This window comes from Pseudomonas sp. DR48 (assembly GCF_019823085.1).
GTDB lineage: Bacteria > Pseudomonadota > Gammaproteobacteria > Pseudomonadales > Pseudomonadaceae > Aquipseudomonas.
In genome coordinates, this window is sequence record NZ_CP081946.1 from 5389300 (window position 1) to 5413443 (window position 24144).

Genomic DNA, 24144 nt, shown 5'->3' on the forward strand with positions numbered 1-24144 from the left:
AGAAATTCTTACGCTTCGGACCACGCCCCGGCATTCACCAGATTCTTCGGTCGCTCACCCGCCAACGCCATCAGCAGATTGTCCACCGCGCACTTGGCCATTGCCTCGCGCGTTTCATGGGTTGCCGAACCCATGTGCGGCGTCGCCACCACGTTGTTCAACGTCAACAACGGCGAATCCGTCTGCAGCGGTTCACGCTCAAACACATCCAGCCCCGCGGCACGAATCTGCCCGGTGCGCAGCGCTTCAATCAGCGCTGTTTCGTCCACCACCTTGCCCCGGGAAATATTGATGAAAATGCTTTCGGGCCGCATCAGGGCGAATTCCTTGGCGCCGATCAATCCTTCGGTTTCAGCCGTCAACGGCAAGGTCAGGCAAATGAAATCGGCCTGCTGCAACAACTCCGTCAGGCTACGGTATTGAGCATTAAATCGCTGCTCAACGGCGGGTTTCGGTGAGTGACTGTGATAGATCACCGGCATGCCAAAGCCGAAATGCCCGCGCTGGGCCAACGCCTCGCCAATGCGACCCATGCCGATGATGCCCAACGTTTTGCCATGCACATCCGTGCCGAAATGCTCCGGGCCGATGTTGCGCTGCCATTGGCCGGCGCGAACCATGTTCGCCAGTTCCACCACGCGCCGGGCCGCCGCCAGGATCAGCGCGAAACCAGTGTCAGCGGTGGTTTCGGTCAGCACATCGGGGGTGTTGCTGAGCAGGATCCGGCGCTCGGTCAGGTAATCGATGTCGTAGTTGTCGACACCGACGGAAACGCTGGCGATGGCCTGCAGATTCGGCGCCAGGTCCAGCAATTGCGCATCCAGTTTCAGGCTCGCACCGAGTAGACCCTGGGCCCGGGGCAGGGCGTCGCGCAGTTGCGCGATGCCCTCCGGGTTGAGGTTGTCGATCAGCGTGACGTCGGCGTGCTCATGCAGGCGCGCCATCAGCAGCGGAGAAAGTTTCTTGTACAGCACAACCTGCTTTTTCATCGTTATCGTCTCAACTTCAATTCAAGGGTGGGCCGTCACGGGCCGTTGCGCAGCCACGACCCGGTCACTGGCACCGGGCTTGAGGAAAATCGTCAGCACCACCGAGAGCATCAACGCGCCGCTCATCAACAGATAAGAAGCACCCGGAGATCCCGTGGAGCTGTTCAGGTAACCCACCAGGTACGAACCGCCGAACGAACCCAGCGCGCCCATGCTGTTGATCAGCGCCATGGCGCCACCGGCGACGTTGGCCGGAAGGATTTCGGGAACGATGGCGAAGAACGGTCCGTAAGGCGCGTACATGCAGGCGCCGGCGATGACCAGCAGCGTGTAGGACCACCAGAAATGTTCGGCGCCCAAGGCGTAGGAACCGTAGAACGCAATCGAGGCAATCAACAGCGGCGGCCAGACAAAACGTTTGCGCTTCTGCAGTTTGTCCGAGCCCCAGGACACCAGCAGCATGCCGATCACGGCCGCCAGATACGGCAGCGCCGAAAGCCAGCCGGCTTCAATCATGTCCATCTGCGCACCGGCCTTGAGGATCGACGGCAGCCACAACACGAAACCGTAGACACCAATGCTCCAGCAGAAAAACTGCAAGGCCAGGATGATCACTTTCGGCGAGCGAAAGGCTTCGGCGTAGTTCTTCACGGCTTTGATGCCGACTTGTTCGGCGGCGAGGGCGCTTTGCAGATCGTGCTTCTCTTGTTCGCTCAGCCATTTGGCCTGGGCTGGCCGTTCATCGGCCAGACGCCACCAGATAAACGCCCATAGCACCGCCGGCAACCCTTCGATGATGAACATCCAGCGCCAGCTGAAATGCTGCACCAGATAACCCGAGACCACCGACATCCAGAGCATGGTTACCGGGTTGCCGAGGATCAGGAAGGTGTTGGCGCGCGAGCGTTCGGCACGGGTGAACCAGTGGCACAGGTACACCAGCATCGCCGGCATCACGGCGGCTTCGACCACGCCGAGCATGAAGCGAATCACCACCAGCCAGTAGGCGTTGGAAACGATCCCGGTCAACGTGGCCAGGCCACCCCAGAGGATCAGGCTGACGAAAATCAGCTTCTTCACGCTGTGTTTCTGGGCATAGATTGCGCCCGGCACCTGGAAGAAAAAGTAGCCGAGGAAGAACAGTGCGCCGAGCATCGACGACAGGCCCGGCGTGATCATCAGGTCGGCGGCCATGCCGGAGGCGGCGGCGAATCCGTAGTTGGCGCGGTCCAGATACGCCAGGCTGTAGGTGATGAAAACGATGGGCATGATGTACCACCAACGGCGGGCGGCGAGTGTTGCGGTTTTCATAGTGGTGCTCCTGAGCTTGTTGTTTTTGTCGCAGCAGGTAACGGGTCAAAAATCTTCAGTGACTGTGCAGGCCTCATCGCGAGCAGGCTCGCTCCCACATTGGATCTAGGTGAAACAGAAACCCCCTGTGGGAGCGGGCTTGCCCGCGATGTCGGCCTCAAACTCGCCGGACAGTTCGGCTCGGGTCGGCAACCCTTCCATGTCCCCCCGACTCTGAACCGCGCGACTACCAATCCAGTTGGCGCGCCCCACGGCATCGGCAAAGCTGTGGTTTTCGAGCAAGGCGCTGATCATCCCGACCGCAAAGCCATCGCCAGCGCCGACGGTGTCGACCACCGTTTCTACCGGCACGCCAGCGACAAATCCCTCGTCCAGCTGCGTGCGGTAATACGCGCCATGCGGCCCGAGCTTGATCGCCACCGCTTCAACGCCCAGGCCGAGGTAGAAGGCCGCAATGTCGGCCGGGTCTTCGAACCCGGTCAGCAGACGTCCTTCACTCAACCCCGGCAGCACCCAATGGGCGAGGGCGGCGAGGCGGTTTATTTCAGTGATCATCAGTTGTTCGCTGGCCCACAGGCTCGAGCGCAGGTTTGGGTCGAAGGAGACACTGCGCCCGGCCTGGCGCATGCGCGTCATCAGTTCGAATGACATCTCCCGGGTCGACACGGACAGCGCCGCCGGAATGCCGGTGGCGTGCAAGTGGCGAGCGGTGAGCAACTGCTCGGAGATCGATTGCACCGACAAGTGACTGGCCGCCGAACCGCGACGGAAATACTCGACCACCGGATCGCTGCCGTCGTCGGCGCGGGATTTGAGTTGAAAGCCAGTCGGGTGTGCAGGGTCGATGGCAACGTGGCTGCAATCCAGGCCTTCTTTTTTCAGGGTGTCGATGACAAAACGGCCCAATGAATCAGCGCCAACCCGGCTCAACCACGCCACGTTGAAACCCAGCCGTGACAGGCCAATCGCAACGTTGCTGTCGGCCCCGGCAATACGCTTGTGGAACTGGCTTACATCGGCGAGATCACCGTTCTGCTCGGCGACGAACATCGCCATGGTTTCGCCGAATGACAGAATATCGAACTCAGGCATGAGCGCTCTCCAAACGGGATTGACCGAGGTGGGCGAGGGTGGCGACATGTTCGGTGGTGAGCCGGATCAGATCATCGCCTTGCAGCGGATATTCCGCCGCCCGCATGACACCTTGGGCCATGTGCCGCAGCAGTTGTTCCCATAAATGCACATCGCTGACGGTGGGCGGGATGGCGACCAGTTTGCCGTCAGCACGGCGCATCACAGCCTTGCAATGCACATATCCGACGTGCCGGCCAAGCAACCGGGCGGCGCTGGCGGCGGATTGGTCCTGCCAGTGCCAGTTACCAATGTCGAAGGTCATTTTGATCGGCAGGTTGTGTTGTTCCACTTCGCCGAAAAAGCGCTGGAACGGTTCGATGCGCCCGCCGTGCAAGGTCTGGTCGTTTTCCACCAGCAGTTGCACCGGGCTTTGCTCCAGCACGCGGTTCAGGGCCTGCAGGTCATTGTTGTCGGTGAAATAGCCCAGCGACACTTTCAACCATTTGGCGCCGAACGCCTGGGCGCGTTCAAGGGTCGCGCGCAGGCCAGGATTGGGTTTCGACTGACCGGCCAGCCACAGTTCCATCGGCGAGGAGTAGATGCTTTCCAGGCCCTGGGATTGTGTGTCCTCGGCCAGTTGCCGTGGGTCTTCATCGGTCAGCAATTCTTCACGCCATTCGATGCGCGTCGCGCCGGCGGCGGCCAGTACCTCGATAAAGCTGCCTTGGCCGCGTTGGCGGACAAGGTCAGCGCCGTAGCTGGAAAGGCTGATGGAAACGGGTGGTTTATTCATTGTTTTCTACCTCTGAAACCGGTTTCATTTTTGTTCAAAAAAAGGGGTTGTCTTGAGTTTTGTCCTGTCCTTTAGGGCCTCATCGCGAGCAGGCTCACTCCTACAGGGGATCTGTGGCGTGCACAAAACCAATGTGGGAGCGAGCCTGCTCGCGATAGGGCCATGACATTCACCGAAGATTCCCAAGGGTCGACCCTCTAACAATCAGCCGAGCCGAAAAATCCAGCGTCCGCACCGGCCCGTCATCCCCGCGCAACCGCTTGAGCAAACACTCAAACGCGCTAGCGCCAATCTCCACCGTTGGCTGCGCAAGGGCGGTAATCCCGCTGCCCACCAACGGATACCAATCCAGGTCATCCAGGGCGATCAGCCCCACGTCTTCAAACAGATTGCACTGCAAGTCCCGCAACGCATGAGTGGTCGCCAACGCCGCAATGCCGTTGGCACAAAACAACGCTTTCGGGCCAATGCCGGGTGTGTTCAGGAAGGTTTTCAGGTGCGAGGTCAGCTCGCTGCCGGTTTCCACCACCGCGCCGGTCATCGCCGCGCGTTGCTCGATCTGCGACTTGAAACTGCCGACGCGCTCGATCCGCGAACTGGTGCCATCAAACGGTTCCGTCACCATCAGCACATCGCGATAACCGCGCTCTTCAAGGTGGGCGAGGGCCATTTCAACGGCGGCCGGATTGTCCAGCCCGACCAGATCACTCTCAAGCTGTTCCACCTTGCGATCCACCAACACCATCGGCATTTCCCGGTGCAACTCGCGCAACTCATCGCGGTGATGGCCGAGGGTGTTCACGATCAAGCCTTCGATGTTGTACGAGCGCAGCAACGCCAGATGCTGGCGTTCCTGCTCGTCATCGCGATCGGTGTTGCACACCACCAGGCTGTAGCCGTGCTGACGGCAGGCGGTTTCCACCCCGTGCATCACGGCAATCGAATAAGGGTTACGGATATCGGCCACCAGCATGCCGATCAGGCGAGTGCGCCCGCGCTTCAGGCCGCGGGCCATCTGGTTGGGGCGATAGCCGAGTTCGGCAATCGCCTGCTCGATGCGCGAGGCCGTGGCGTCGGAGAGCAGGGCGCGGTCATCGCCGATGAAGCGCGAGACGCTGGCCTTGGAGACGCCGGCGTGTTCGGCGACGTCGAGCATGGTGACGCGGCTGCGCTGGGCGGCGGAGAAATCGTTCATCGGGCGATCTTCTTATTAGTCATTCAGGTCATTCCATTGTTTGACAATGAAACCGGTTTCAGAAAACAACATTTGCCAAGGGGTCGTCAAGTTTTTCTAACCGGCAGCTAGTCTGAGGAGCGCAGTTTTACCGACGAACGGTGCAAAAACCTGTCAGATATGACAGTAGGCAGGCAAGGAGCAAGTGGGTCTAATTCCACCAAGGCTGAAGTGGCAGCCTTTAAAGAGATCAAAATATGTCGTCACTCACTAGCAACGAAGCGTCCATCGGATTGTTTGCCGTGCCCTTGGAAATCGAGGGTGTGGGTGCCGATGGTGTGCTTCCGCCAGCAGCCTCCACAGATGGCGCCAGATTGTTGATTCCAAAGTGGCCCAACCCTTCCGTCATCATTGGCAAGAGCGATTTGCTGGAAATCTGGGTGACGGAGTCAGGGGCGAGCACAGAAACGTTGTTCTACAGCACCCCATTTCCAGTTCCGGTTACCATCCCACCGTTTTTTTTATTACCGGCGCAGTACCTGCAGCGTAACGGAAACATCGTTTTGAGGTACCGGGTCACGCAGGGGGACAGCGACAATGAAGATACTTCATTGCCCCAAACTTTCATTGTCAGACGTCCTGTCCCGGTGAATCTCGAAGAGCCGACGTTTCCCAACACCACACTGTGGGGATACCTCAATTGCAGTTCTTCTCCGAAGGTGTGGGAGGCAGTACACATAAAGGTTCCTGCACAGCCGGGGCGTTTCCGTCTGGACGATGAGTGTGTTCTGGGTTGGGAGGGGTTCGCCAGCCTCAACGGGGTGAGACCTATCCCGGGAACAGCGTTGCAAGTCAGTAAAACATTGACAAAAACAGACGTCGACGAAGGTCCCCTCTTTGTTCTAGGGAACGATAAGTATGAGCAATATATAAAACCCATTGAATATGGATCGGCACTGGCCCGATACACGCTTTTTAGAAACGGTATTGCGCTGGGGGGCTCGGCAGTTGGCTTGTTGAAAATTGACAGGACTATTCCAGGGAAACCGCCCTGCGGTCCGGTTTTTGCCGGAGGATTGGGTTCAATAGTTGTAGATAATGATGCGTTAGATGATATCAAAAGTGGTAAAGCGTTAGTGCCAAAAGCCTGCAGCCTGTCGTCGCACGATTGTTTATTGGGTATTGACGTTGATTGTTCAATGAATCACTCACCGATGGAGTTTTCAAAAATGAATATGCCCTTTAAAAATGTCGGCGGTGTGCTCGCCGTGGAACCCACTATTGTTGATCGGTTGCCGGACGGCAGGCTCACTCACAAGCAACTAAGGGAAGATAGACTGATAAAAGTTGAGTTGTCGGATGTTGCTGACAAAAGTGATGAGGGTGCAGCCCGGATCGATCTTCATGTTTTTCCGAAAGGAACAGTTATTAATGAGTTCGATCCGACGTTTATTGTGGCGACGAAGTTAAAGGACGATCAATCAGGAGGCGACTGGACGTTCCCGGTTACATTTGATGTACCTGTCGATACCCTTGTCGAAAAATTCCATGCGGCGGGTGACTACACGGAGTACGAATTTGCTTTCGTCATTATTGATATGCCCGGCAACGTCGATACTTCCAGCCCGTACGCTTTAGCATTAGTCGATCTGACCGCCCCTTATCAGCGTCAGCCAGGTGGTCCCAACGGCACCGGGAATCGGCCGACACTGCTGACACTAGGGACGACCGTGCCCGCAATCATTAATGATGCCTGGTTGAACGATCCTGCCAATGCCGGTGGTCTGAGTCTTGTCATTCCCCACGCCTATCAGAAGTTTGAAGCAGACAACGACGTCGTCAACTTCTACATTTCGCAGTTGACGACCTTCACGTTGATGCAGGGGGAAACACCCGCGTTCAGTGGGCCACTCCGTGCCGACGGGATTATCAACATCCCGCGGAGTTTTCTGCAGAACCTGGCAGAAGGGACTTACTATTACTCCTACAACCTGACGGACCTGCCAGGGAATATCAGTAATAACGCAGCTATTACAACCCTGTTTCAACGGGTTGTAACACCAGCGCCGATACTCAGCCCGCCACGCATTCCTGTCACTGGCCCCACAGGTGCCATTGCGATTGACTTGACGACGGTAAATCCTCCACCGTCAAAAGCCAAAATGTTAGTCGATTTTCCGGTCAATGCTCTTGCAGGGGACCGGATCATCCCGACTTTCTTGTCCGCAGCGGGAATATATTCGTTGCCGGAACAAAGCATCCCACCAGCCGGTACGGAGGGTCCTCTGGAATTCGAGATGGACTTCGCCTTTTTGGCCGAGCTCTTTGGCGACGCCAACAGCCTGGATGAAGTGGAGTGCGAGTGCTTCTTTGAACTCAGCCGGCCAACCATTTCTCCCAATCCGGTTTCACCTTCCGCTTTCTTTACTATTGACTTCGCATACGCAGGGCCTGAGCAGCCAAACCTGCCGGATCTGGAAAACCCCAATATTGTTCCGGTAGTCGTGCAAGGGGCAGGAACGCCCGTTCCGAATCCCAATACCCTCACTCCAGCGCAAGCCGGTATTGCTGCAGAAATGATCTGGCCGATCTGGAATGACCCTGCCCGGCCGGTGAGCGGACGGGAAATTGTCACGTTCTTTTACCAGGGCAAACAGGTCGGAAACCCTGTGCCAGTACGCATCGGCGATACGTCGGTCCGCACTGCATTATCATGGGCTACGGTCCTTGCCGAGGGCAATGGTACTGGTGCAAATGCCAGAGAGGCCTATATCATAATCGAGCTCCCTGGCAGTGCCAATAGGATGAAACAACTGGTCACGACCAAAGTCGATGTGACGGCAATCGTGATCAACCTGCCTGTGCCTAAAATCGTTGTATCTGCCTTCAGAGGGACAACCGGCACTTTGATACCTGAGCGCTCCATCACCAGTATCAGTTGCCCCGCCTTTAATCACCCAGTCGTGGCAAACGGTCCGATGCCACCGTATCAGCCGCGTAGCCTGCGGATTCGTATCGAGCGCGATGCCAACATCCCTAACGGGGCACCGGTGAATCTGAGTGTCGAAGGACGGGTCACCAATGCCGTGGGTGCAGCGCCGATTCCCGGTACGCTGATTACCCGTTCGGCGCCCATGCCGGCGACAGGTCCACTGGAATTCACTCTGACAGAGTATGACCCGCAAATCAGAACGATTCAGTTGCCGAGTCCCAACGGCACCACTCGCCCGGCGGCCCGTTATGCGCGTATCGCTTACACGGTTAACGGTATTACGGCGGAGGTTACCGTTGCAGTCCAACTATTGAACGCCAGCCTTGTGTATTGCGAGCAAGAGCGTCCGGAAGTTTCACCGTAATAAACACGTCAAGTACTACTGCTTGCTGATGAGGGAGAGAATTTTCTTCCTCATCAGCAAGGAGTTTTTTACGTTCGGATACGGAAGTTCATACGTATAAAAAAGGATAAGTCCTACTTCACGAGCGACTTATCCTACATATCGTTCAAGGATTCATCCGTAGTCTGGCGGCCGTTATTAGTCCGGCTTGCGATTTTCCCGAGTCGGTCACTCGTTCCTGAAGGAATGTAATCGAGTAGGACTCAACTATGTCGCCAAAGCCAGTACTCACCTTTTCCAAAACATCACTCAGCGTATGGATGTTGTCCTTCATGCCGGGCCTGCTTAGCATTTCTGCTGTTCAGGCGGCCACCATACCGGTAGGTACCACTCAAAACATAGATTCCAGTACATCCCTGGATACATGGCAAGTGCTGAACAACGCCACACTCATTGGCTCGAGTGCTACAACGCTGGGCATCGCCAGTACGACAGGCGGGCTGGTTGATCTGCGCAATTCCACGACCAATTCGACGGGTGCTGGCGGGCTTCAAAACGGCATTGCCCTGACGAATGCGACGGCCACGCTGAACAATTCAACGGTCACCAGCATTAACGGGATCGGAATATCAGCTGTTCGCAGCATTACCAGCGTTGGCGGCTCCACGGTGAACCTGAGCAACAACAGTGTCGTCAGAGGCCTGCAAGGGGGCATTGCCGGCAATCGTTTCAGCGAGCTGAATATGCAGAACTCCATCGTAGAGGGCACCGGGGCCAACAGCTTCGGGATTCGTCTGCTCGAAGGCTCGCTGTCCGCTACAAGCAGCACGGTTACAGGGGGGCTCAATGGTGTGACCGTGGGTACTGATACCTTGGCTTCAGCGCTGATTCATTCGAAGATTGTGCTGAACAACACCCATGTCGAAGGGATAACCGGCTCGGCCATCGTTGTCGGTATCAATGCGCCGAACTTCCCGACCATTGCCGACATTCAAGTCAGTAACGGCTCGAGCCTCAAAGGTGGCAACGGCATCGTACTTGATGTGCGCACCGGCGCTTTGGCCAACCTGCTGGTTGACGACAGTAACGTGGCCGGCAATGTGGTAGTGGGGGCGGGAGGTTCGGCAAACGTCACCTTACAAAATAAAGCGGTACTGACTGGTGATATGCAGAATGTCACCAATGCGACCCTCAACAATCAGGCGCACATGACCGGCAATGTGCTGGGCGCTTCGAGCGTATTGATCGACAACGGGTCGTCGCTCAGCGGCAATCTGCAAGATACCGCCAATGTCTCGGTCAATCATCAGAGCGTGGTGACAGGTAATGTATTGCGCGCGTCGGGAGTAACGATCGATAACGCGTCCACGTTCACGGGTGACTTGCAGGATGTCTCCACTGTTTCGATCAATAACCAGAGCCAGATGAAGGGTAGTGTCACAGCGGCTGTGGAGAGTCTGTCCAGTCTGACTCTGGATAATGGAGCGAGCCTGACCGGGCAGGTCAACAATGTGAGCAATTTTTCCATCAATAACCAGGCGCTCTGGCAAATGACGCAAAGCCAGTCCGTGAACAATCTCAATCTCAACAATGGCGGCATTGTCCGGCTGGGAGGCAATCAGGAGTACTTTCAGCTCAACGTGGCCAACCTGAGCGGCAACGGTACCTTTGAAATTGGCACTGATTTCCGTACCCACCAGACCGATCTGTTGAACCTCACCGGAAGCGCCGCCGGCAATCATCAATTGCGGGTGTCCAGCAGCGGTTCGGATCCGGTCAATGATTCTCAAATCAAAGTGGTGCAGTCGGTCGGCGGCACTAGTGCCTTGTTTGCTCTACCCACCGGGAGGGTGGACTCCGGGGCCTTTACCTATCAACTGGTCAAGGAGGGTGAGGATTGGTATCTGCGACCCGACACGGAAGTCGTGAGCACGCCCACCCGCGCGGTCATGGCGATCTTCGGTACCGCGCCTACTGTGATCTACGGTGAAATGGCTTCGCTGACCAACCGCATGGGCGAGTTGCGGGGCAACGGCACTCCGACGGGGGGCTGGATTCGCTCGTATGGCAATCGCTACAGCATCAGCAATAACGCTTACGGTGATGGATACAGTCAGCGCCAGGCCGGGTTGTCCATGGGGGTCGATACGCCGGTCCAGATTGCCGGTGAACAGGTGTTGTTGGGGGCTTTTATCGGTTACAGCCAGTCGGACCTTGATCTGAGTCGCGGCAGTTCCGGTGAAATCGGCAGTACTTCGCTTGGGGTCTACGGTACTTGGTTGGGCGACAGCGGCTACTACCTGGATACCGTGGCCAAGCTCAATCATTTTCGCAATAAAGCCAAGGTGTCATTGAGCGATGACACCCTGACCAAGGGCAGCTACAACAATCTAGGGGCCAGTGCGTCGGTGGAGTTCGGCAAGCACATCGAGTTCAAGGATGGGTATTACATTGAACCCTTCACTCAGTGGCAGATGGCTTCGGTGCAAGGCAAGGACTTCAGCCTGGATAACGGTTTGAAGGTGGATGCCGATACCACGCGCTCCATGCTTGGCAAGGCGGGTGTAACACTGGGCCGTGGCATGACGTTGGCCAACGGCAGCGTTCTGCAACCGCACATCCGTGCAGCCGTCGTTCGTGAGTTTGTGAAAAGCAATGAAGTGCGGGTCAATCAGAACTCCTTCGAAAATGACCTGCGAGGTAACCGTTTGGAAGTCGGCACTGGCGTGGCCTGGACATTGAATGACCGGTGGCAGTTGCACACTGAACTGGACACCAGCAAGGGCGACAACGTCACCAAGGACTTCGGTATCAATATGGGGGCTCATTACAAGTTCTGATCTTGAATAAAAAAGGGAAGCCGAGGCTTCCCTTTTTTATTATGTGGCAGGGTTAACCTGCTTTTAACACCTGGAAGTCGCCCTTGAGAATAAACGTTTGCTCTTCGGTGTTGGGCATTTCAATATTGACATTGAAGCTGCCCTTGACGTTTCCTTCGCTCGCCGGCGTGATCGAAATGTTGCCGGAGATACCTTCATAAACAGTACCGTCATCGTTTTTTAAACTGAATCCTACATCGTCACGGCCTTTTACTTCGTATTCACCAACATCCAGGCTGTCGGGAAGCAGGATAGTCAGTTCACGAACAGTCGTTTGTGACGCGCGGGTACGTTTATCACTTCGTTCGATAGCGGTAATACAGAGGGCGTCGAGTTTCTTGGCTCCCGTTTTGACCTTGCCGATCAGCCGAGAGGTAGCGTTGAAATCGACAAAGGTTAGTTCGGTATTGGCGAACGCTTTGGCAATCACATAATTACCTGCGGCAAAACCGGTACGTTTGATAACAGCATTCATGGATTGGGTCTCCCGTTACTTTGAGTAAGGTATCCAAAGGCCGTGGTAGGCCCTAATCCTGGATGTGCTATGAGAGCCCGCTTTAGAACACTTTGTAAACTGTCATAGTTGACAGTTTACAAAGGGCTTTTTATAGCGGCATAGCGGCAAAACTAAACCAGTGCAGGTAGCCAGGCGGCGGCTATCAGCAATACGCCCATGGTCCTGTTGAAACAGCTTCGCGCGCGGTCTGACCGTAGCAAGTGTCCCGTACCGCTCCCCAGCGCCGCCCAAGCGCCCAGGCAAGGGAGTGCGATCAAAAAGAACAGCAGTGACAGTTGCTGCACCTTCGCAGCCTTGTCACCACCACCGGCGGTGAACACACTGATCACGGCCAACGCCATCATCCAGCTCTTCGGGTTGATCCACTGGAGGCCCGCCGAGCTCCAGAATCCAAGCCGTGGGCCTGAGGGCAAAGATTGCGAATTTAACTCAACGGACGGTGACCAAAATATTCTCCATCCCAGATAGTTAAGCCAGGCAATGCCCGCCCAGTACACCGTTTCTTGAATAAGTGGGTGTGCATGCAACGTCGGGCCCAGACCACTACCGAGCAGCAGCACCATCAGCGCCGCGCTCACACAGGCACCGAATACAATCGGCAGGGCCGCCTTGAAGCCATGTCGGGCACTGGTGCTCAATACGAGAATATTGGTCGGCCCCGGCGTGATAGAGGCTACGAAAGCGAACAACAAAAAAGGCAGCAGCGTGGGGAAAGTGGCCAACATGACAGGGACTCCGTAGATGAACTCAGGAGCCAATCCTCACAAAGCCTGACTCAAACGTCTGGAAGATTTGAGCAGCGCTTGCGGTACATCGCTGGCGTCAGCCCGTAAGCCCGGACGAACCAGCGGCCAAGATGACTCTGGTCGGCAAACCCCAATTCCATGGCAACCGTCGCCGGTTGCGCGCCACTGGAGAGCATTCGCCGTGCTTTCGACAAGCGCAATTGCACCAGATACGCGTGTGGCGCCATGCCATAGGCAGCCTTGAAGGCCCGGGTGAGACGGAATCTGTCTACACCCGCTGCGGCGGCAACCTGATCAAGACCGATGTCGAATCGGGCGTTGGCGTGCAGATAATCCCGAGCCTTCTGCGCCACCAGCGGCAGACGCGGGTCTTCGCCGTACCGAGTGCGCCAGTGTAAGTGACTGGTCAGGCGTTCGAGCAAACTGTCGAGAGCGGTCTGGCGGACGATCTTCAGCTCGCCGTGATGCAGGGTCTGAAACGCCAGGCTGGTGGCGTGGGCCAGTCGCGGGTCGCTGGCCAGCGTGTGAGCGAAACACAATTGACTGTTATCGGGAGCGTTATCGAAAACCGCACTCAGTTCACGCTGCAACCACAGCGGGTCGAGGTACAGCATGCGGTAAGTGAAGCCGTCTTCAGTCGGTGCATCACCATCATGGATATCGCCGGGTTCGAGTAAAAACACCTTGCCCGGTGTGCTCTGATGTTTCGCCCGACGGCAATTGAATTGCTGGACGCCTTGTTCGGTCACGCCCACCAGGTAGCTGTCGTGCCAGTGCGGGTCGTAGGCGTGGCCTTGGAAATGCGCGCGCAGGGTCTCGATGCCGGTATCGGCGTCCTGGGCCAGTTCGATCCAGTTGTCAGGGGACATGCTGCACCTGTGAGACGGATGACCGGCTTATTTAACGCCGATGTCGAGGTCGACACCTAGAACGTTTGTGCACGCATCAGTTGAACAGTCCTGCCGCGATGTTGATCGAGAAGCCGAGGATCGCCGTGTTGAACAAAAAACCGATCAGCGATTGCGCGAGCACAATCTTGCGCATGCCCCGTGTTGCCACGCCCACATCCGAAGTCTGCACCGCCACGCTGATGGTGAAGGAGAAATAGAGGAAGTCCCAGTAATTGGGGGTTTCCAGCCCTTCAGCGAAACGCAGGGCCTGGTCCTTGCCGTCCCAGGTGTAGAACAGGCGAGCGTAGTGCACGCTGAAAATCACCCCGATCAACAACCATGAACCGAGCACCGTCATCGCGGTAAAGCCGTAATGCAGGAGCTTGCTGGTGGTTTCCAGCTCTTTGCTACCGGCGAGTTCGAAGGTGATGGTCGCGAGGCTGGCAATGGCGGCGATGCACACCACGAACAACACCAGCCCGGCGTTTTCATCTTCGACCTCGGCAATGCGCTTCACGTCCGGGGCCTTGGCGCGCGTGGCGAGCCAGAACATCAGCATCAGGTAGGTCCAGACCCCGACATTCCAGCCAATGAGGATTTTGCTGATGATCGAATCAGCCGGAGCCAAAATGCCTGCCGCGACGCCAAGGGTGGCGGCGACGGACAGGCGAGGGTGGGTGCGGGCGAGGAAGGGCATGGAGACTCACGGTCAGGGGCTTTGCAGCACCATAGCCTTGCCGTGAGTGGTGCATCAAGCGCTGCCTTTCACGTCAATCAAAGGGCAGGTCAAAAGCGTCAAGGGGTTTGAGGATTACTGTCGAAAGTGAACACTCCGTTTTTGAACGTAATCTGCGTCCCGTTGGAGGCTTCTTCACTGATGAATTCCAGGCGGCCCGTGAACAAACCATGCGATGAACCATTCGCGGGCACTTCCTCGACCACCAATATGCCGCTTTGTGCCGGATAGCCTCCTGCTCCAGGATAAACCTCGTAGTAACTGACGAGGATTTTATCCTTGAATGTGGCCAGGTCATAAGTGCCAGGTCCGAGGTCGCGTGCAAATGAGATAGTGACTATATCCAGTGGACGGTTGGGTACACCATCGGAATAGTTCTGGGACCATGCTAGCCAATGCGGAACCTTCAGGCCTACCACCGGATTCCCGGGGCGTGCCTCGAGCAGAAATTGATTGGCGGAATATTTTTTATACGCTCCACCCTCAAGCGTAGCGGTGAAAGTGCCGGTAGCATCCGCCTTTGAAATTGTCCGGACTTCAAAGTCTTTCATATTCAACGAGCCGTTGCTGACGACAAGTTCCTTGTTTTCTGGAAGGGTAGCGGTGAAATTGAAAGTGCCTGTTACAGTTTGTTGCTCGGTATCGATGGTTACTTTTACTTTGCCCGATTTAGCTAGAAAAGGCCTCCAGTTAGAATCCTGAAACTCAAACCAGTTTGCCTTGGCGGTAGCAAGGTTTGAATAGTCACTGTCAATGGAATAGTCCTTGTTCGTTACACCTCCCTCATTGGGTATCCAAAGCTCTATCAAGAAGCTTCGACCGTCGTCTTTTACATCGGCTGAACTCGCGACCAAAAAATTGTACTTAGGGTCAAGGTAGAGATTCGGTTTCTTGTCTCCCTTAAAGTCAACCTCGTCATTCAACCTCGCTGTGATAGTGCCCGTAGTGGTGATTTCCATATGCGCTCCTGAACCGGTAGGGGATTATTTAATTGCCGCACGACAGGAAACAGCTTATGTGTTTGATCGTTCCTCAGTAACTGTCAGATATAACAGGTGTAAGCGTCCTGTTTTTTATAACTGAAGTGGTTTTTTTCCGGCTGAGACCAGATTTGTGTTCGGCGGGTGAAAACTATTGTCGTCACCCGCGAGGGCGGTATTCACCCTTTATTCATACGCTTCACCCATTTCATCACCACCACAAAAAATACCGGCACAAACACCACTGCCAATGTCGCCGTGATCATCCCGCCAATCACCCCGGTGCCGATGGCTTGCTGGCTCGCCGAACTGGCTCCGGTGGCAATCGCCAGCGGTACCACGCCGAGGATAAACGCCAGTGAAGTCATCACAATCGGCCGCAAGCGCAACCGGGCGGCTTGCAAGGTCGCGTCGACCAAGTCGTGGCCTTCGTCATAAAGACTCTTGGCGAACTCGATGATCAGGATCGCGTTCTTCGCTGACAGACCGATGATGGTGATCAACCCGACCTTGAAGAACACGTCGTTGGGCATTCCACGAAAGGTCACGGCCAGTACGGCGCCGAGCACGCCGAGCGGCACCACCAGCAACACCGAGGTCGGAATCGACCAGCTCTCATACAGCGCCGCCAGACACAGGAACACGATCAGCAGCGATAGCCCGAGCAGAATCGGCGCCTGACTCCCGGACAAGCGTTCCTGCAACGACAAACCGGTCCACTCCTGACCCAACCCCGCCGGGCCTTGCGCCACCAGCCGTTCGATTTCCGCCATGGCTTCACCGGTGCTGTGGCCGGGTGCCGGTTCGCCGGAAATGGCTATCGCCGGGTAGCCGTTGTAGCGGGTCAACTGCGCCGGGCCTTGAATCCATTTCGCCTGAACGAAGGCCGACAGTGGCACCATTTTTCCTGCATCGTTACGTACGTGGATCTTCAACACATCGGCGACCTGACTGCGCTGATCGCCTTGCGCCTGCACCACCACCCGTTGCATCCGTCCCTGATTGGGAAAGTCGTTGATGTAGGCCGAACCGACCGCCGTGGACAGCACGTTGCCAACGTCGGCAAAGGACACGCCCAGCGCGTTGGCCTGTTTGCGGTCGACTTCCAGCTGCACTTGCGGTGCTTCGGCCAAGGCACTTTCGCGCACGTTCATCAGGATCGGGCTTTTCTCGGCGGCAGCGAGTAATGCGGTGCGCGCCTGCATCAATGTGGCGTGGCCGAGGCCGCCGCGATCCTGCAAGCGGAACTCGAAACCGCTGGAGGTGCCGAGACCGTCAACCGGCGGTGGCAATACCGAGAAGGCCACGGCGTCCTTGATCTGGCTCAGGACGATGTTGGCGCGGTCGGCAATCGAACTTGCCGAGTCGTCACTGCCCCGATCCGACCAGTCCTTGAGCGTGGTAAACGCCAACGCGGCGTTCTGCCCGCTGCCGGAAAAACTGAAACCAAGAATCACCGTGCTGTCGCCAACACCGGGTTCGGTGGCGTTGTGCGCTTCGATTTGCTCAACCACCTGCACCGTGCGGTTTTTGCTCGCGCCTGGCGGCAGTTGAATGTCGGTGATGGTGTAGCCCTGATCCTCAACCGGCAGGAACGAGGAGGGCAGACGACTGAAACACAGCCCCAGACCGATCAGCAGCACGCCGTAGATCAGCAGGTAACGGCCCGTGCGTTTCAGCGCGTAGGCGACCCAGCCTTGATAACGTTCGGTCAAACGTTCGAAGCCCCGGTTGAACCAGCCAAAGAAACCGCTCTTTTCGTGATGCTCGCCCTTGGCAATCGGCTTGAGCAGCGTCGCGCAGAGCGCCGGGGTCAAGGTCAGTGCAAGGAACGCCGAGAACAGGATCGAGGTGGCCATCGACAGCGAGAACTGCTGGTAAATCACCCCCACCGAACCCTGCATGAAGGCCATCGGAATGAACACCGCCACCAGCACCAGGGTGATGCCGATGATCGCGCCGGTGATCTGCTTCATGGCCTTGCGCGTCGCTTCCTTGGGCGACAGGCCTTCGGTGGCCATGATGCGCTCGACGTTCTCCACCACCACGATGGCATCGTCCACCAGAATGCCGATGGCCAGCACCATGCCGAACATGGTCAGCACGTTGATCGAGAAGCCCAGCGCGAGCATGGTCGCGAATGTACCCATCAACGCAACGGGCACCACCAGTGTCGGGATCAGTGTGTAGCGGATGTTCTGCAGGAACAGGAACATCACTGCAAACACCAGCAGCATGGCTTCGCCGAGGGTGTAGATCACTTTGGTGATCGAGACTTTGACGAATGGCGAGGTGTCGTACGGAATCTTGTATTCGACGCCCGCCGGGAAGTAACGCGCCAGGTCGTCCATCTTCGCCCGCACCAGATTCGCGGTGCTCAGGGCGTTGGCGCCGGGAGACAGCTGCACGCTGACGGCGGTCGAGGGTTTGCCGTTCAAGCGCGTGCCGAATTGATATTCCTGGCTGCCGATTTCGACCCGCGCCACATCCTTGATGCGCACGGTGGAGCCGTCGGGATTGGCTTTGAGGACAATGTCGGCGAACTCTTCAGGCGTCGACAATTGACCTTTGACCAGAATGGTCGCGGTGATTTCCTGTGTCGTGCGGGTCGGCAAATCGCCAATGCTGCCGGCCGAAACCTGGGCGTTCTGCGCCACGATGGCGGCGTTGACGTCGGCCGGGGTCAGGTTGAAACCGATCAGCTTCTGCGGGTCGATCCAGATCCGCATGGCCCGTTCGGCGCCGTACAGCTGGGCCTTGCCGACGCCGTCCAGACGCTTGATCTCGTTCATCACGTTGCGCGCCAGGTAATCGCTGAGCGCCACGTCGTCGAGCTTGCCGTCACTGGAAGTCAGGGTGATCAGCAGCAGGAAACCGGCGGAGACTTTCTCCACCTGCAAGCCTTGCTGGTTCACCGCTTGCGGCAGGCGCGACTCCACCACTTTCAGGCGGTTTTGCACATCGACCTGTGCCATTTCCGGGTTGGTGCCGGGCTGAAAAGTGGCCTTGATGGTGGCGCTGCCGAGGCTGCTCTGGGATTCGAAATACAACAGGTGATCGGCACCGTTGAGCTCTTCCTCGATCAGGCTGACCACGCTTTCGTCGATGGTCTGCGCCGAAGCGCCGGGGTACACGGCATAGATTTCGACTTGCGGCGGCGCGACGTTGGGGTATTGCGCCACCGGCAGCTGTGGAATGGCCAAGGCGCCGGCCAGCAGGATGAACAGGGCAACCACCCAGGCGAACACTGGGCGATCGATAAAGAACTGCGGCATAAAAAGCGTCCTGCTTACTGACCAGAAACCTGGGCAAGTGGAAGAGGGGTGTTGTCGATCTGGACTTTCTCACCGGGCTTGGCATGTTGCAGGCCTTCGGTGACGATGCGGTCGCCGGACTTGAGGCCGCCGGTGACGATCCAGCGATCGTTCTGCACGGCGCCCAGCTCCACCGGTTGCTGGCCGACACGCTGCTCGGCGTCAATCAACAACACGTGGGCAATCCCGGCGCTGTCACGCTGGATGGCCCGTTGCGGCACGCTGATGCCTTGCTGATTCACCGCTTGCTCCAGGCGCACACGCACGAAGCTGCCCGGCAGCAAGTCGAGGTCCGGGTTGGGAAATTCGCTGCGCAGAATGATCTGGCCGGTGCCCGGGTCGACGGTGATGTCGGTGAACAGCAACTTGCCCGGCAACGGGTAGAGGCTGCCGTCGTCCTGGATCAACGTGGCTTTGGCCTGGCCCTGGCCCACTTCCTTCAACTGGCCGGAACGGAAGGCGCGGCGCAGATCGTTGAGTTCGCGGGTCGATTGGGTCAGGTCGGCATGGATCGGGTTCAACTGCTGAATCAGCGCCAGCGGGGTGGTTTCGTTCTGCCCCACCAATGCACCTTCGGTCACCAGCGCACGGCCGATACGCCCGGAAATAGGTGCAGTGACGGTGGCGTAACCGAGATTGAGTTTTGCGCGGTCCACGGCGGCTTTGTTGGCGGCGACGTCAGCGGCGGTTTGCCGGACGCTGGCCCGGGCGTTGTCGTAATCCTGGCCGCTGATGGCGTTGCCTTCGATCAACTGGGCGTAGCGCTGTTCCTGCAGCCTGGCCTGGAAGGCGTTGGCCTCGGCCTTGCGCAAGGACGCTTCGGCACTGTCCAGATCGGCCTTGAACGGCGCCGGGTCTATGCGGAACAGCACGTCGCCCTGTTTCACGTCGCTGCCTTCGCGAAAAGCGCGTTGCAACACGACGCCGGCGACCCGGGCGCGGACTTCGGCAATCCGTGGCGCGGCAATCCGACCGCTCAATTCGCTGGTGATCGACAGGGGCCGGGCTTCGACCGTTTCGATCCGTACCGTGGCCAGCGGCGCCTGCTCTTGGGCGTTCGAGGACTTGTCACACGCGCTCAGCGTTAACGCCAGAGCCATCAGGCTGAGCCTGGCAAGCAGGTTGTTTGACATGTAAATACCCCAATAATGACTGCGCGCATCCTACGGCGAGGCGACGAGGGTAGCGGTGAAGCTTTGTTGGTGCTGTGTGAAATTGTGTAAGGGTTTTACTCACGGGCGGGTGTGGGCGTATATCCTTGGCGGCTTGATACTTTTTGCGACTCCGAGGCCGCCTTCGCGAGCAAGCCCGCTCCCACACTGATCTGCGTCATGCACAAATCAAATGTGGGAGCGGGCTTGCTCGCGAAGGGGCCGGCCCCGTCGCCACTGCACTTTCTGGAAACACCCCATGCCCAACATCCTCCTGGTCGAAGACGACACCGCGCTCTCCGAGCTGATTGCCAGCTACCTGGAACGCAACGGCTATTGCGTTAGCGTGATCAGCCGTGGCGACCACGTGCGCGAACGGGCGCGGGTCAATCCGCCGGACCTGGTGATTCTCGACCTGATGCTGCCGGGGCTCGATGGTCTGCAAGTCTGCCGCTTGCTGCGGGCGGACTCGGCCACGCTGCCGATTTTGATGCTGACCGCCCGCGACGACAGTCACGATCAAGTACTGGGCCTGGAAATGGGCGCCGATGACTACGTCACCAAACCGTGTGAACCCCGGGTCTTGCTCGCCCGCGTGCGCACCCTGTTGCGCCGCAGCAGCCTCAGCGAACCGCAGACCGCCAACGATCGAATCCTCATGGGCAACCTGTGCATCGACCTGTCCGAACGCACCGTGACCTGGCGCGAACAACTCGTCGAGCTGTCCAGCGGTGAATACAACCTGCTGGTGGTGCTGGCCCGGCATGCCGGTGAAGTGCTGAGCCGCGATCAGATCCTGCAACGCCTGCGCGGCATTGAATTCAATGGCACCGACCGTTCGGTGGACGTGGCGATTTCCAAGTTGCGGCGCAAGTTCGACGACCACGCAGGCGAGGCGCGCAAGATCAAGACCGTGTGGGGCAAGGGCTACCTGTTCAGCCGTTCCGAGTGGGAATGCTGAGACGATGTTCAGGATTCTCTTTCGCCTCTATCTGGTGATGATCGTCTCGTACAGCGCGGCGATTTATCTGGTGCCGGACCTGGTGATCAAGGTCTTCCATGAGCGCTTTGTCACCTACAACCTCGATTATTCGCGCGGCCTGCAAACCCTCATCGTCAAGCAATTCCACGCCGTACCCGAAACCCAATGGCCGGCACTGGCGACCGGGATGGACAAGGACTTTGCGCCGCTGCACATCGTCCTGAGCCGCCCCGATGACGCCGACTTCACCCTCGATGAGCGCGAGCGTTTACAGCGTGGCGAGAATGTCGTGCGCATTGGCGACTGGGGCTGGCGCACCTTGGCGGTGGCGCCGTTGAACAAGCAGACCGTCGTGCAAATGGTCGTGCCACCGGACCCGATGGACGTCAGCCTGTTGTACTGGAGCATCAACGTCCTGATCGGTGCGACCATGCTTGCTTGCCTGTTGCTGTGGCTACGCCCGCACTGGCGCGATCTGGAACGTCTCAAGGGCACCGCCGAGCGCTTCGGCAAAGGCCACCTTGGCGAGCGTACACAGATATCTCCCCATTCCAACATCGGCAGCCTGGCCAACGTCTTCGACACTATGGCCGGCGATATCGAAAACCTGCTCAACCAGCAACGCGACCTGCTCAACGCCGTGTCCCACGAATTGCGCACACCGCTGACGCGCCTGGACTTCGGCCTGGCCCTGGCGCTGTCCGACGATTTGCCGCCCGCCAGCCTCGAACGCCTGCAAGGGCTGGTCGCGCACATTCGTGAGCTGGACGAGTTGGTGTTGGAGTTGCTGTCCTACAGCCGCCTGCAAAACCCGGCGCGGCTGCCCGAGCGGGTCGAAGTGTCTCTGGATGAATTCATCGACAGCATTCTGGGCAGCGTCGATGAAGAGCTGGAGTCACCGGAGATCGTCATCGACGTGTTGCTGCATGGCCAACTTGAACGCTTCGTGCTGGACCCGCGATTGACGGCGCGCGCCATTCAGAACCTGCTGCGCAATGCCATGCGCTACTGCGAAAAGCGCATTCAGATCGGCGTCAAGGTTTGCCCGAAAGGATGTGAGATTTGGGTTGACGACGATGGCATCGGCATTCCGGATGAGGAGCGCGAGCGGGTTTTCGAGCCGTTCTATCGACTGGACCGTAGTCGGGATCGGGCAACGGGCGGGTTTGGCCTGGGACTGGCGATCAGTCGTCGCGCGCTGGAAGCGCAGGGCGGTACGCTGACTGTCGAGCCGTCGCCATTGGGCGGCGCGCGGTTTCGGTTGTGGTTGCCCGCTCAGGCCTGATGGGCGCTTGGTAGTAGAAGCTGCCGAACCGCGGGGGCCGGCAACTGCCTGGGTCAAGCGCCAAGCCGACCCCTCAACACCTTCGCCATGTCCTCCAGTTCCGTCGCCGGGTTGTGCCCGATCAGCATCCAGGCGTGTTCCATGTCGGCCCAATACACCACATTCATGCCGTGCCGGCGTTCATGGGCGAAGTGTCGGCTGCCGCTGTTGGATCGGGTTGCGCACAATGCAATCGGGCCATGTGCCGGGTCGAGGTAGGTAATCTGCGCGATGGGCACGCCTTCGTATTCGAGGATTTGCGCGCGCTTGAATTCGGACCGGGGCAGGGCCAGTTGTGCCGGCGACAGGTTCAGACCCAGCCGGGCATCAATGGTGCGCAATTGCGCGCGCTCGGTGGCTTCGTCGCTGGGCAAATGCTCCAGGGTCTGCGGCACGTAGAGCGCCATATAGTCGGCCACCAGCCCGCGCCAGTTGCTCTTTTGCTGGCTCAGTTGCCAGCCAAGGAACAAGCGATCGGCCAACACGCCGCTGACCACCAGACCGGCAGCCGCCGCGAGGAACCAGCGGCGACTGACGGCCGGGCGTTCAGGCGATGGCAAGGTGTCGAGCATGGACTGCAGACGATCGACAGGCGCCTGTTGGGCCAGTTCGTCATAGGCCTGGCGAAACGGCAGGCTGCTGCGTGCCAGCCATTGCAGGCGCAGATTGAGCACGGAGTCTTCTGCGATGGCGGCGTCGATACGCGTGCGCTGTTCGACGTCGAGTTGGTTGTCCAGGTAGGCCACCAACTGCTCATCCGAAGGTGTCGCGCGATCGTTCATCGACGTTCTCCAGTTGAAGGATTCGGTACCGCGTGCAGTGGCGGGTATTCGGCCAGTTTCACGCGGGCGGCAGCGAGTCGGCTCATGACCGTGCCGATGGGCAATTGCAGCACTTCGGCCACTTCGCGATAGGACAAGCCCTCGACGTAGGCCAGGTACACCGTTTCGCGCTGGGCCTCGGGCAGGGCGTCGACGCGGCGGATCACCTGGGCGGCGAGCACATGGGTCTGCGCTGCCGCCTCACCGTCAAACGACAGCTGGCTTTCGGCATCCACCAGACCCTGGCCCTGGCGCACCCGCCGGGAGCGCACTTCGTTGAGCCAGATCGAATGCAAAATGCTCAGCAGCCAGCGGTCCATGCGCGTGCCCGGGACAAATTGCCCGGCACGCTCAAGTGCCCGAACACAGGTGGCTTGCACCAGGTCTTCGGCGACATGCCGTTGCCGGGACAGCAGCAGGCCGTAACGCCATAACCGCGTCAAATGCTGGCCCAGTTCTGCCCGTATTGCCTGATCGCTGGCGATGGCGACCTCCGTTTGTCTCGATGTCAGGTTTTCGATGAATCGTTGATGGCTTCGGCCAGGTCCTGGTACTCCTCGCAGGTGCTGCCGCAGATCGATTTGATGTGCTGCAACTGCTCCTGAGCCAGGTCCAGTCGACCTTTGATCACATAAGCCTCGCCGAGGTATTCGCGCACTTGCGCATACTGCGGGTCGAGTTTGACCGATTGCAGGTAGTAACCGATGCCTTCATCTGTACGGCCAAGTTTACGCGTGGCGTAGCCTCGGTAGTTAAGGGCTTTTGCAGTGTTGGGCTCCTTCAGGGTATCGAGCAGGGCCAGGGCTTCCTCATAGCGTCCGTCCTTGGCCAGGCGGAACGCATAGTCGGTGCGGTCGGCGTCCGGCACCAGGTTGCTGGTTTGCCTCAGGCATTTCTGTTGCTTGCTGTCCCAGACCTGGCCTTTGGGGCAATTGGGTTTGGCCGGTTCTTCTACATCGCCATGCGCCCAGGCCAACGAGCCGGACAAGACGGCGGTGAGCAGCAGCGGGGTGGTGAAAACCGCAAAACGCAGAGTCATGAAGGGTGCTCCGGAAGTAGTTTCGTTTCAGTTGAGCCGCGTGCCCGCCAGCATCCGGCGGCATTCTCATGGGCGTCATAAAGAGAACA

19 protein-coding genes are annotated in these 24144 nt (G+C 58.2%); 4 read left to right on the forward strand and 15 right to left on the reverse strand.

Annotation, left to right across the window (positions count from 1 at the left end):
* Positions 1-8: 8 nt before the first annotated feature.
* The 5 genes from K5K95_RS24455 to K5K95_RS24475 form a co-directional block, all read right to left on the reverse strand.
* Positions 9-989 (reverse strand): NAD(P)-dependent oxidoreductase, encoded by a 981-nt coding sequence (locus tag K5K95_RS24455; RefSeq protein WP_222586490.1) that lies wholly within the window; start codon positions 987-989, stop codon positions 9-11.
* Positions 990-1010: 21 nt separating this feature from the next.
* Positions 1011-2300 (reverse strand): MFS transporter, encoded by a 1290-nt coding sequence (locus K5K95_RS24460; RefSeq protein WP_222586491.1) that lies wholly within the window; start codon positions 2298-2300, stop codon positions 1011-1013.
* A gap of 105 nt (positions 2301-2405) precedes the next feature.
* Entirely contained in the window at positions 2406-3392 is a 987-nt protein-coding gene (locus tag K5K95_RS24465; protein WP_222586492.1) for a sugar kinase, read from the reverse strand.
* Positions 3385-4167 (reverse strand): sugar phosphate isomerase/epimerase family protein, encoded by a 783-nt coding sequence (locus K5K95_RS24470; protein WP_222586493.1) that lies wholly within the window; start codon positions 4165-4167, stop codon positions 3385-3387. Before K5K95_RS24470 ends, K5K95_RS24465 begins: the two co-directional genes overlap by 8 nt.
* A 169-nt stretch (positions 4168-4336) precedes the next feature.
* Positions 4337-5362, reverse strand: a complete 1026-nt coding sequence (locus K5K95_RS24475; RefSeq protein ID WP_222586494.1) for a LacI family DNA-binding transcriptional regulator — start codon at positions 5360-5362, stop codon at positions 4337-4339.
* 236 nt (positions 5363-5598) lie between these two features.
* Here K5K95_RS24475 and K5K95_RS24480 point away from each other — a divergent pair, with 236 nt between their 5' ends.
* Positions 5599-8697 carry a hypothetical protein gene (locus K5K95_RS24480; protein WP_222586495.1) on the forward strand — a complete coding sequence of 1033 codons (3099 nt, stop codon included), beginning with the start codon at positions 5599-5601 and terminating at the stop codon, positions 8695-8697.
* A gap of 410 nt (positions 8698-9107) precedes the next feature.
* Complete coding sequence (locus K5K95_RS24485; protein ID WP_261398047.1) at positions 9108-11516, forward strand: autotransporter outer membrane beta-barrel domain-containing protein; 2409 nt, start codon at positions 9108-9110, stop codon at positions 11514-11516.
* 52 nt (positions 11517-11568) lie between these two features.
* Here the strand turns inward: K5K95_RS24485 and K5K95_RS24490 are convergent, their stop codons facing one another.
* The 7 genes from K5K95_RS24490 to K5K95_RS24520 all read right to left on the reverse strand — a co-directional run bounded on the left by K5K95_RS24490 (position 11569) and on the right by K5K95_RS24520 (position 19871).
* Entirely contained in the window at positions 11569-12030 is a 462-nt protein-coding gene (locus tag K5K95_RS24490; RefSeq protein ID WP_222586497.1) for a hypothetical protein, read from the reverse strand.
* A 152-nt stretch (positions 12031-12182) separates the two neighbouring features.
* Positions 12183-12797, reverse strand: coding sequence for a LysE family translocator (locus K5K95_RS24495; protein WP_222586498.1), 615 nt, complete (start codon positions 12795-12797; stop codon positions 12183-12185).
* A gap of 50 nt (positions 12798-12847) precedes the next feature.
* Complete coding sequence (locus K5K95_RS24500; protein WP_222586499.1) at positions 12848-13687, reverse strand: AraC family transcriptional regulator; 840 nt, start codon at positions 13685-13687, stop codon at positions 12848-12850.
* Positions 13688-13763: 76 nt separating this feature from the next.
* Entirely contained in the window at positions 13764-14405 is a 642-nt protein-coding gene (locus K5K95_RS24505) for a DUF1345 domain-containing protein (protein WP_222586500.1), read from the reverse strand.
* A gap of 98 nt (positions 14406-14503) precedes the next feature.
* A complete protein-coding gene (locus K5K95_RS24510) occupies positions 14504-15403 on the reverse strand; it encodes a hypothetical protein (RefSeq protein WP_222586501.1) in 900 nt (299 codons plus the stop codon).
* Positions 15404-15603: 200 nt separating this feature from the next.
* Complete coding sequence (locus K5K95_RS24515) at positions 15604-18699, reverse strand: efflux RND transporter permease subunit (RefSeq protein ID WP_222586502.1); 3096 nt, start codon at positions 18697-18699, stop codon at positions 15604-15606.
* A 14-nt stretch (positions 18700-18713) separates the two neighbouring features.
* Positions 18714-19871, reverse strand: a complete 1158-nt coding sequence (locus tag K5K95_RS24520; RefSeq protein WP_222586503.1) for an efflux RND transporter periplasmic adaptor subunit — start codon at positions 19869-19871, stop codon at positions 18714-18716.
* A 277-nt stretch (positions 19872-20148) separates the two neighbouring features.
* Between K5K95_RS24520 and K5K95_RS24525 the strand changes: the two genes are divergently transcribed.
* On the forward strand, positions 20149-20850 hold the full coding sequence (locus tag K5K95_RS24525) for a response regulator transcription factor (RefSeq protein WP_109631796.1): 702 nt from the start codon (positions 20149-20151) through the stop codon (positions 20848-20850).
* 4 nt (positions 20851-20854) lie between these two features.
* Positions 20855-22156, forward strand: a complete 1302-nt coding sequence (locus tag K5K95_RS24530; protein ID WP_222586504.1) for an ATP-binding protein — start codon at positions 20855-20857, stop codon at positions 22154-22156.
* Between the two features lie 53 nt (positions 22157-22209).
* Here the strand turns inward: K5K95_RS24530 and K5K95_RS24535 are convergent, their stop codons facing one another.
* The 3 genes from K5K95_RS24535 to K5K95_RS24545 all read right to left on the reverse strand — a co-directional run bounded on the left by K5K95_RS24535 (position 22210) and on the right by K5K95_RS24545 (position 24055).
* Complete coding sequence (locus K5K95_RS24535; RefSeq protein ID WP_222586505.1) at positions 22210-22977, reverse strand: anti-sigma factor family protein; 768 nt, start codon at positions 22975-22977, stop codon at positions 22210-22212.
* A complete protein-coding gene (locus tag K5K95_RS24540) occupies positions 22974-23459 on the reverse strand; it encodes an RNA polymerase sigma factor (RefSeq protein WP_261398048.1) in 486 nt (161 codons plus the stop codon). The genes K5K95_RS24535 and K5K95_RS24540 overlap by 4 nt, the downstream gene beginning before the upstream one ends.
* Before the next feature lie 65 nt (positions 23460-23524).
* On the reverse strand, positions 23525-24055 hold the full coding sequence (locus tag K5K95_RS24545) for a tetratricopeptide repeat protein (RefSeq protein WP_222586506.1): 531 nt from the start codon (positions 24053-24055) through the stop codon (positions 23525-23527).
* Positions 24056-24144 lie beyond the last annotated feature (89 nt).

Coding starts and splice junctions, on each gene's coding strand:
- K5K95_RS24455 (WP_222586490.1), bottom strand. CDS start 989: ATGAAAAAGCAGGTTGTGCTGTACAAGAAACTTTCTCCGCTGCTGATG.
- K5K95_RS24460 (WP_222586491.1), bottom strand. CDS start 2,300: ATGAAAACCGCAACACTCGCCGCCCGCCGTTGGTGGTACATCATGCCC.
- K5K95_RS24465 (WP_222586492.1), bottom strand. CDS start 3,392: ATGCCTGAGTTCGATATTCTGTCATTCGGCGAAACCATGGCGATGTTC.
- K5K95_RS24470 (WP_222586493.1), bottom strand. CDS start 4,167: ATGAATAAACCACCCGTTTCCATCAGCCTTTCCAGCTACGGCGCTGAC.
- K5K95_RS24475 (WP_222586494.1), bottom strand. CDS start 5,362: ATGAACGATTTCTCCGCCGCCCAGCGCAGCCGCGTCACCATGCTCGAC.
- K5K95_RS24480 (WP_222586495.1), top strand. CDS start 5,599: ATGTCGTCACTCACTAGCAACGAAGCGTCCATCGGATTGTTTGCCGTG.
- K5K95_RS24490 (WP_222586497.1), bottom strand. CDS start 12,030: ATGAATGCTGTTATCAAACGTACCGGTTTTGCCGCAGGTAATTATGTG.
- K5K95_RS24495 (WP_222586498.1), bottom strand. CDS start 12,797: ATGTTGGCCACTTTCCCCACGCTGCTGCCTTTTTTGTTGTTCGCTTTC.
- K5K95_RS24500 (WP_222586499.1), bottom strand. CDS start 13,687: ATGTCCCCTGACAACTGGATCGAACTGGCCCAGGACGCCGATACCGGC.
- K5K95_RS24505 (WP_222586500.1), bottom strand. CDS start 14,405: ATGCCCTTCCTCGCCCGCACCCACCCTCGCCTGTCCGTCGCCGCCACC.
- K5K95_RS24510 (WP_222586501.1), bottom strand. CDS start 15,403: ATGGAAATCACCACTACGGGCACTATCACAGCGAGGTTGAATGACGAG.
- K5K95_RS24515 (WP_222586502.1), bottom strand. CDS start 18,699: ATGCCGCAGTTCTTTATCGATCGCCCAGTGTTCGCCTGGGTGGTTGCC.
- K5K95_RS24520 (WP_222586503.1), bottom strand. CDS start 19,871: ATGTCAAACAACCTGCTTGCCAGGCTCAGCCTGATGGCTCTGGCGTTA.
- K5K95_RS24525 (WP_109631796.1), top strand. CDS start 20,149: ATGCCCAACATCCTCCTGGTCGAAGACGACACCGCGCTCTCCGAGCTG.
- K5K95_RS24530 (WP_222586504.1), top strand. CDS start 20,855: ATGTTCAGGATTCTCTTTCGCCTCTATCTGGTGATGATCGTCTCGTAC.
- K5K95_RS24535 (WP_222586505.1), bottom strand. CDS start 22,977: ATGAACGATCGCGCGACACCTTCGGATGAGCAGTTGGTGGCCTACCTG.
- K5K95_RS24545 (WP_222586506.1), bottom strand. CDS start 24,055: ATGACTCTGCGTTTTGCGGTTTTCACCACCCCGCTGCTGCTCACCGCC.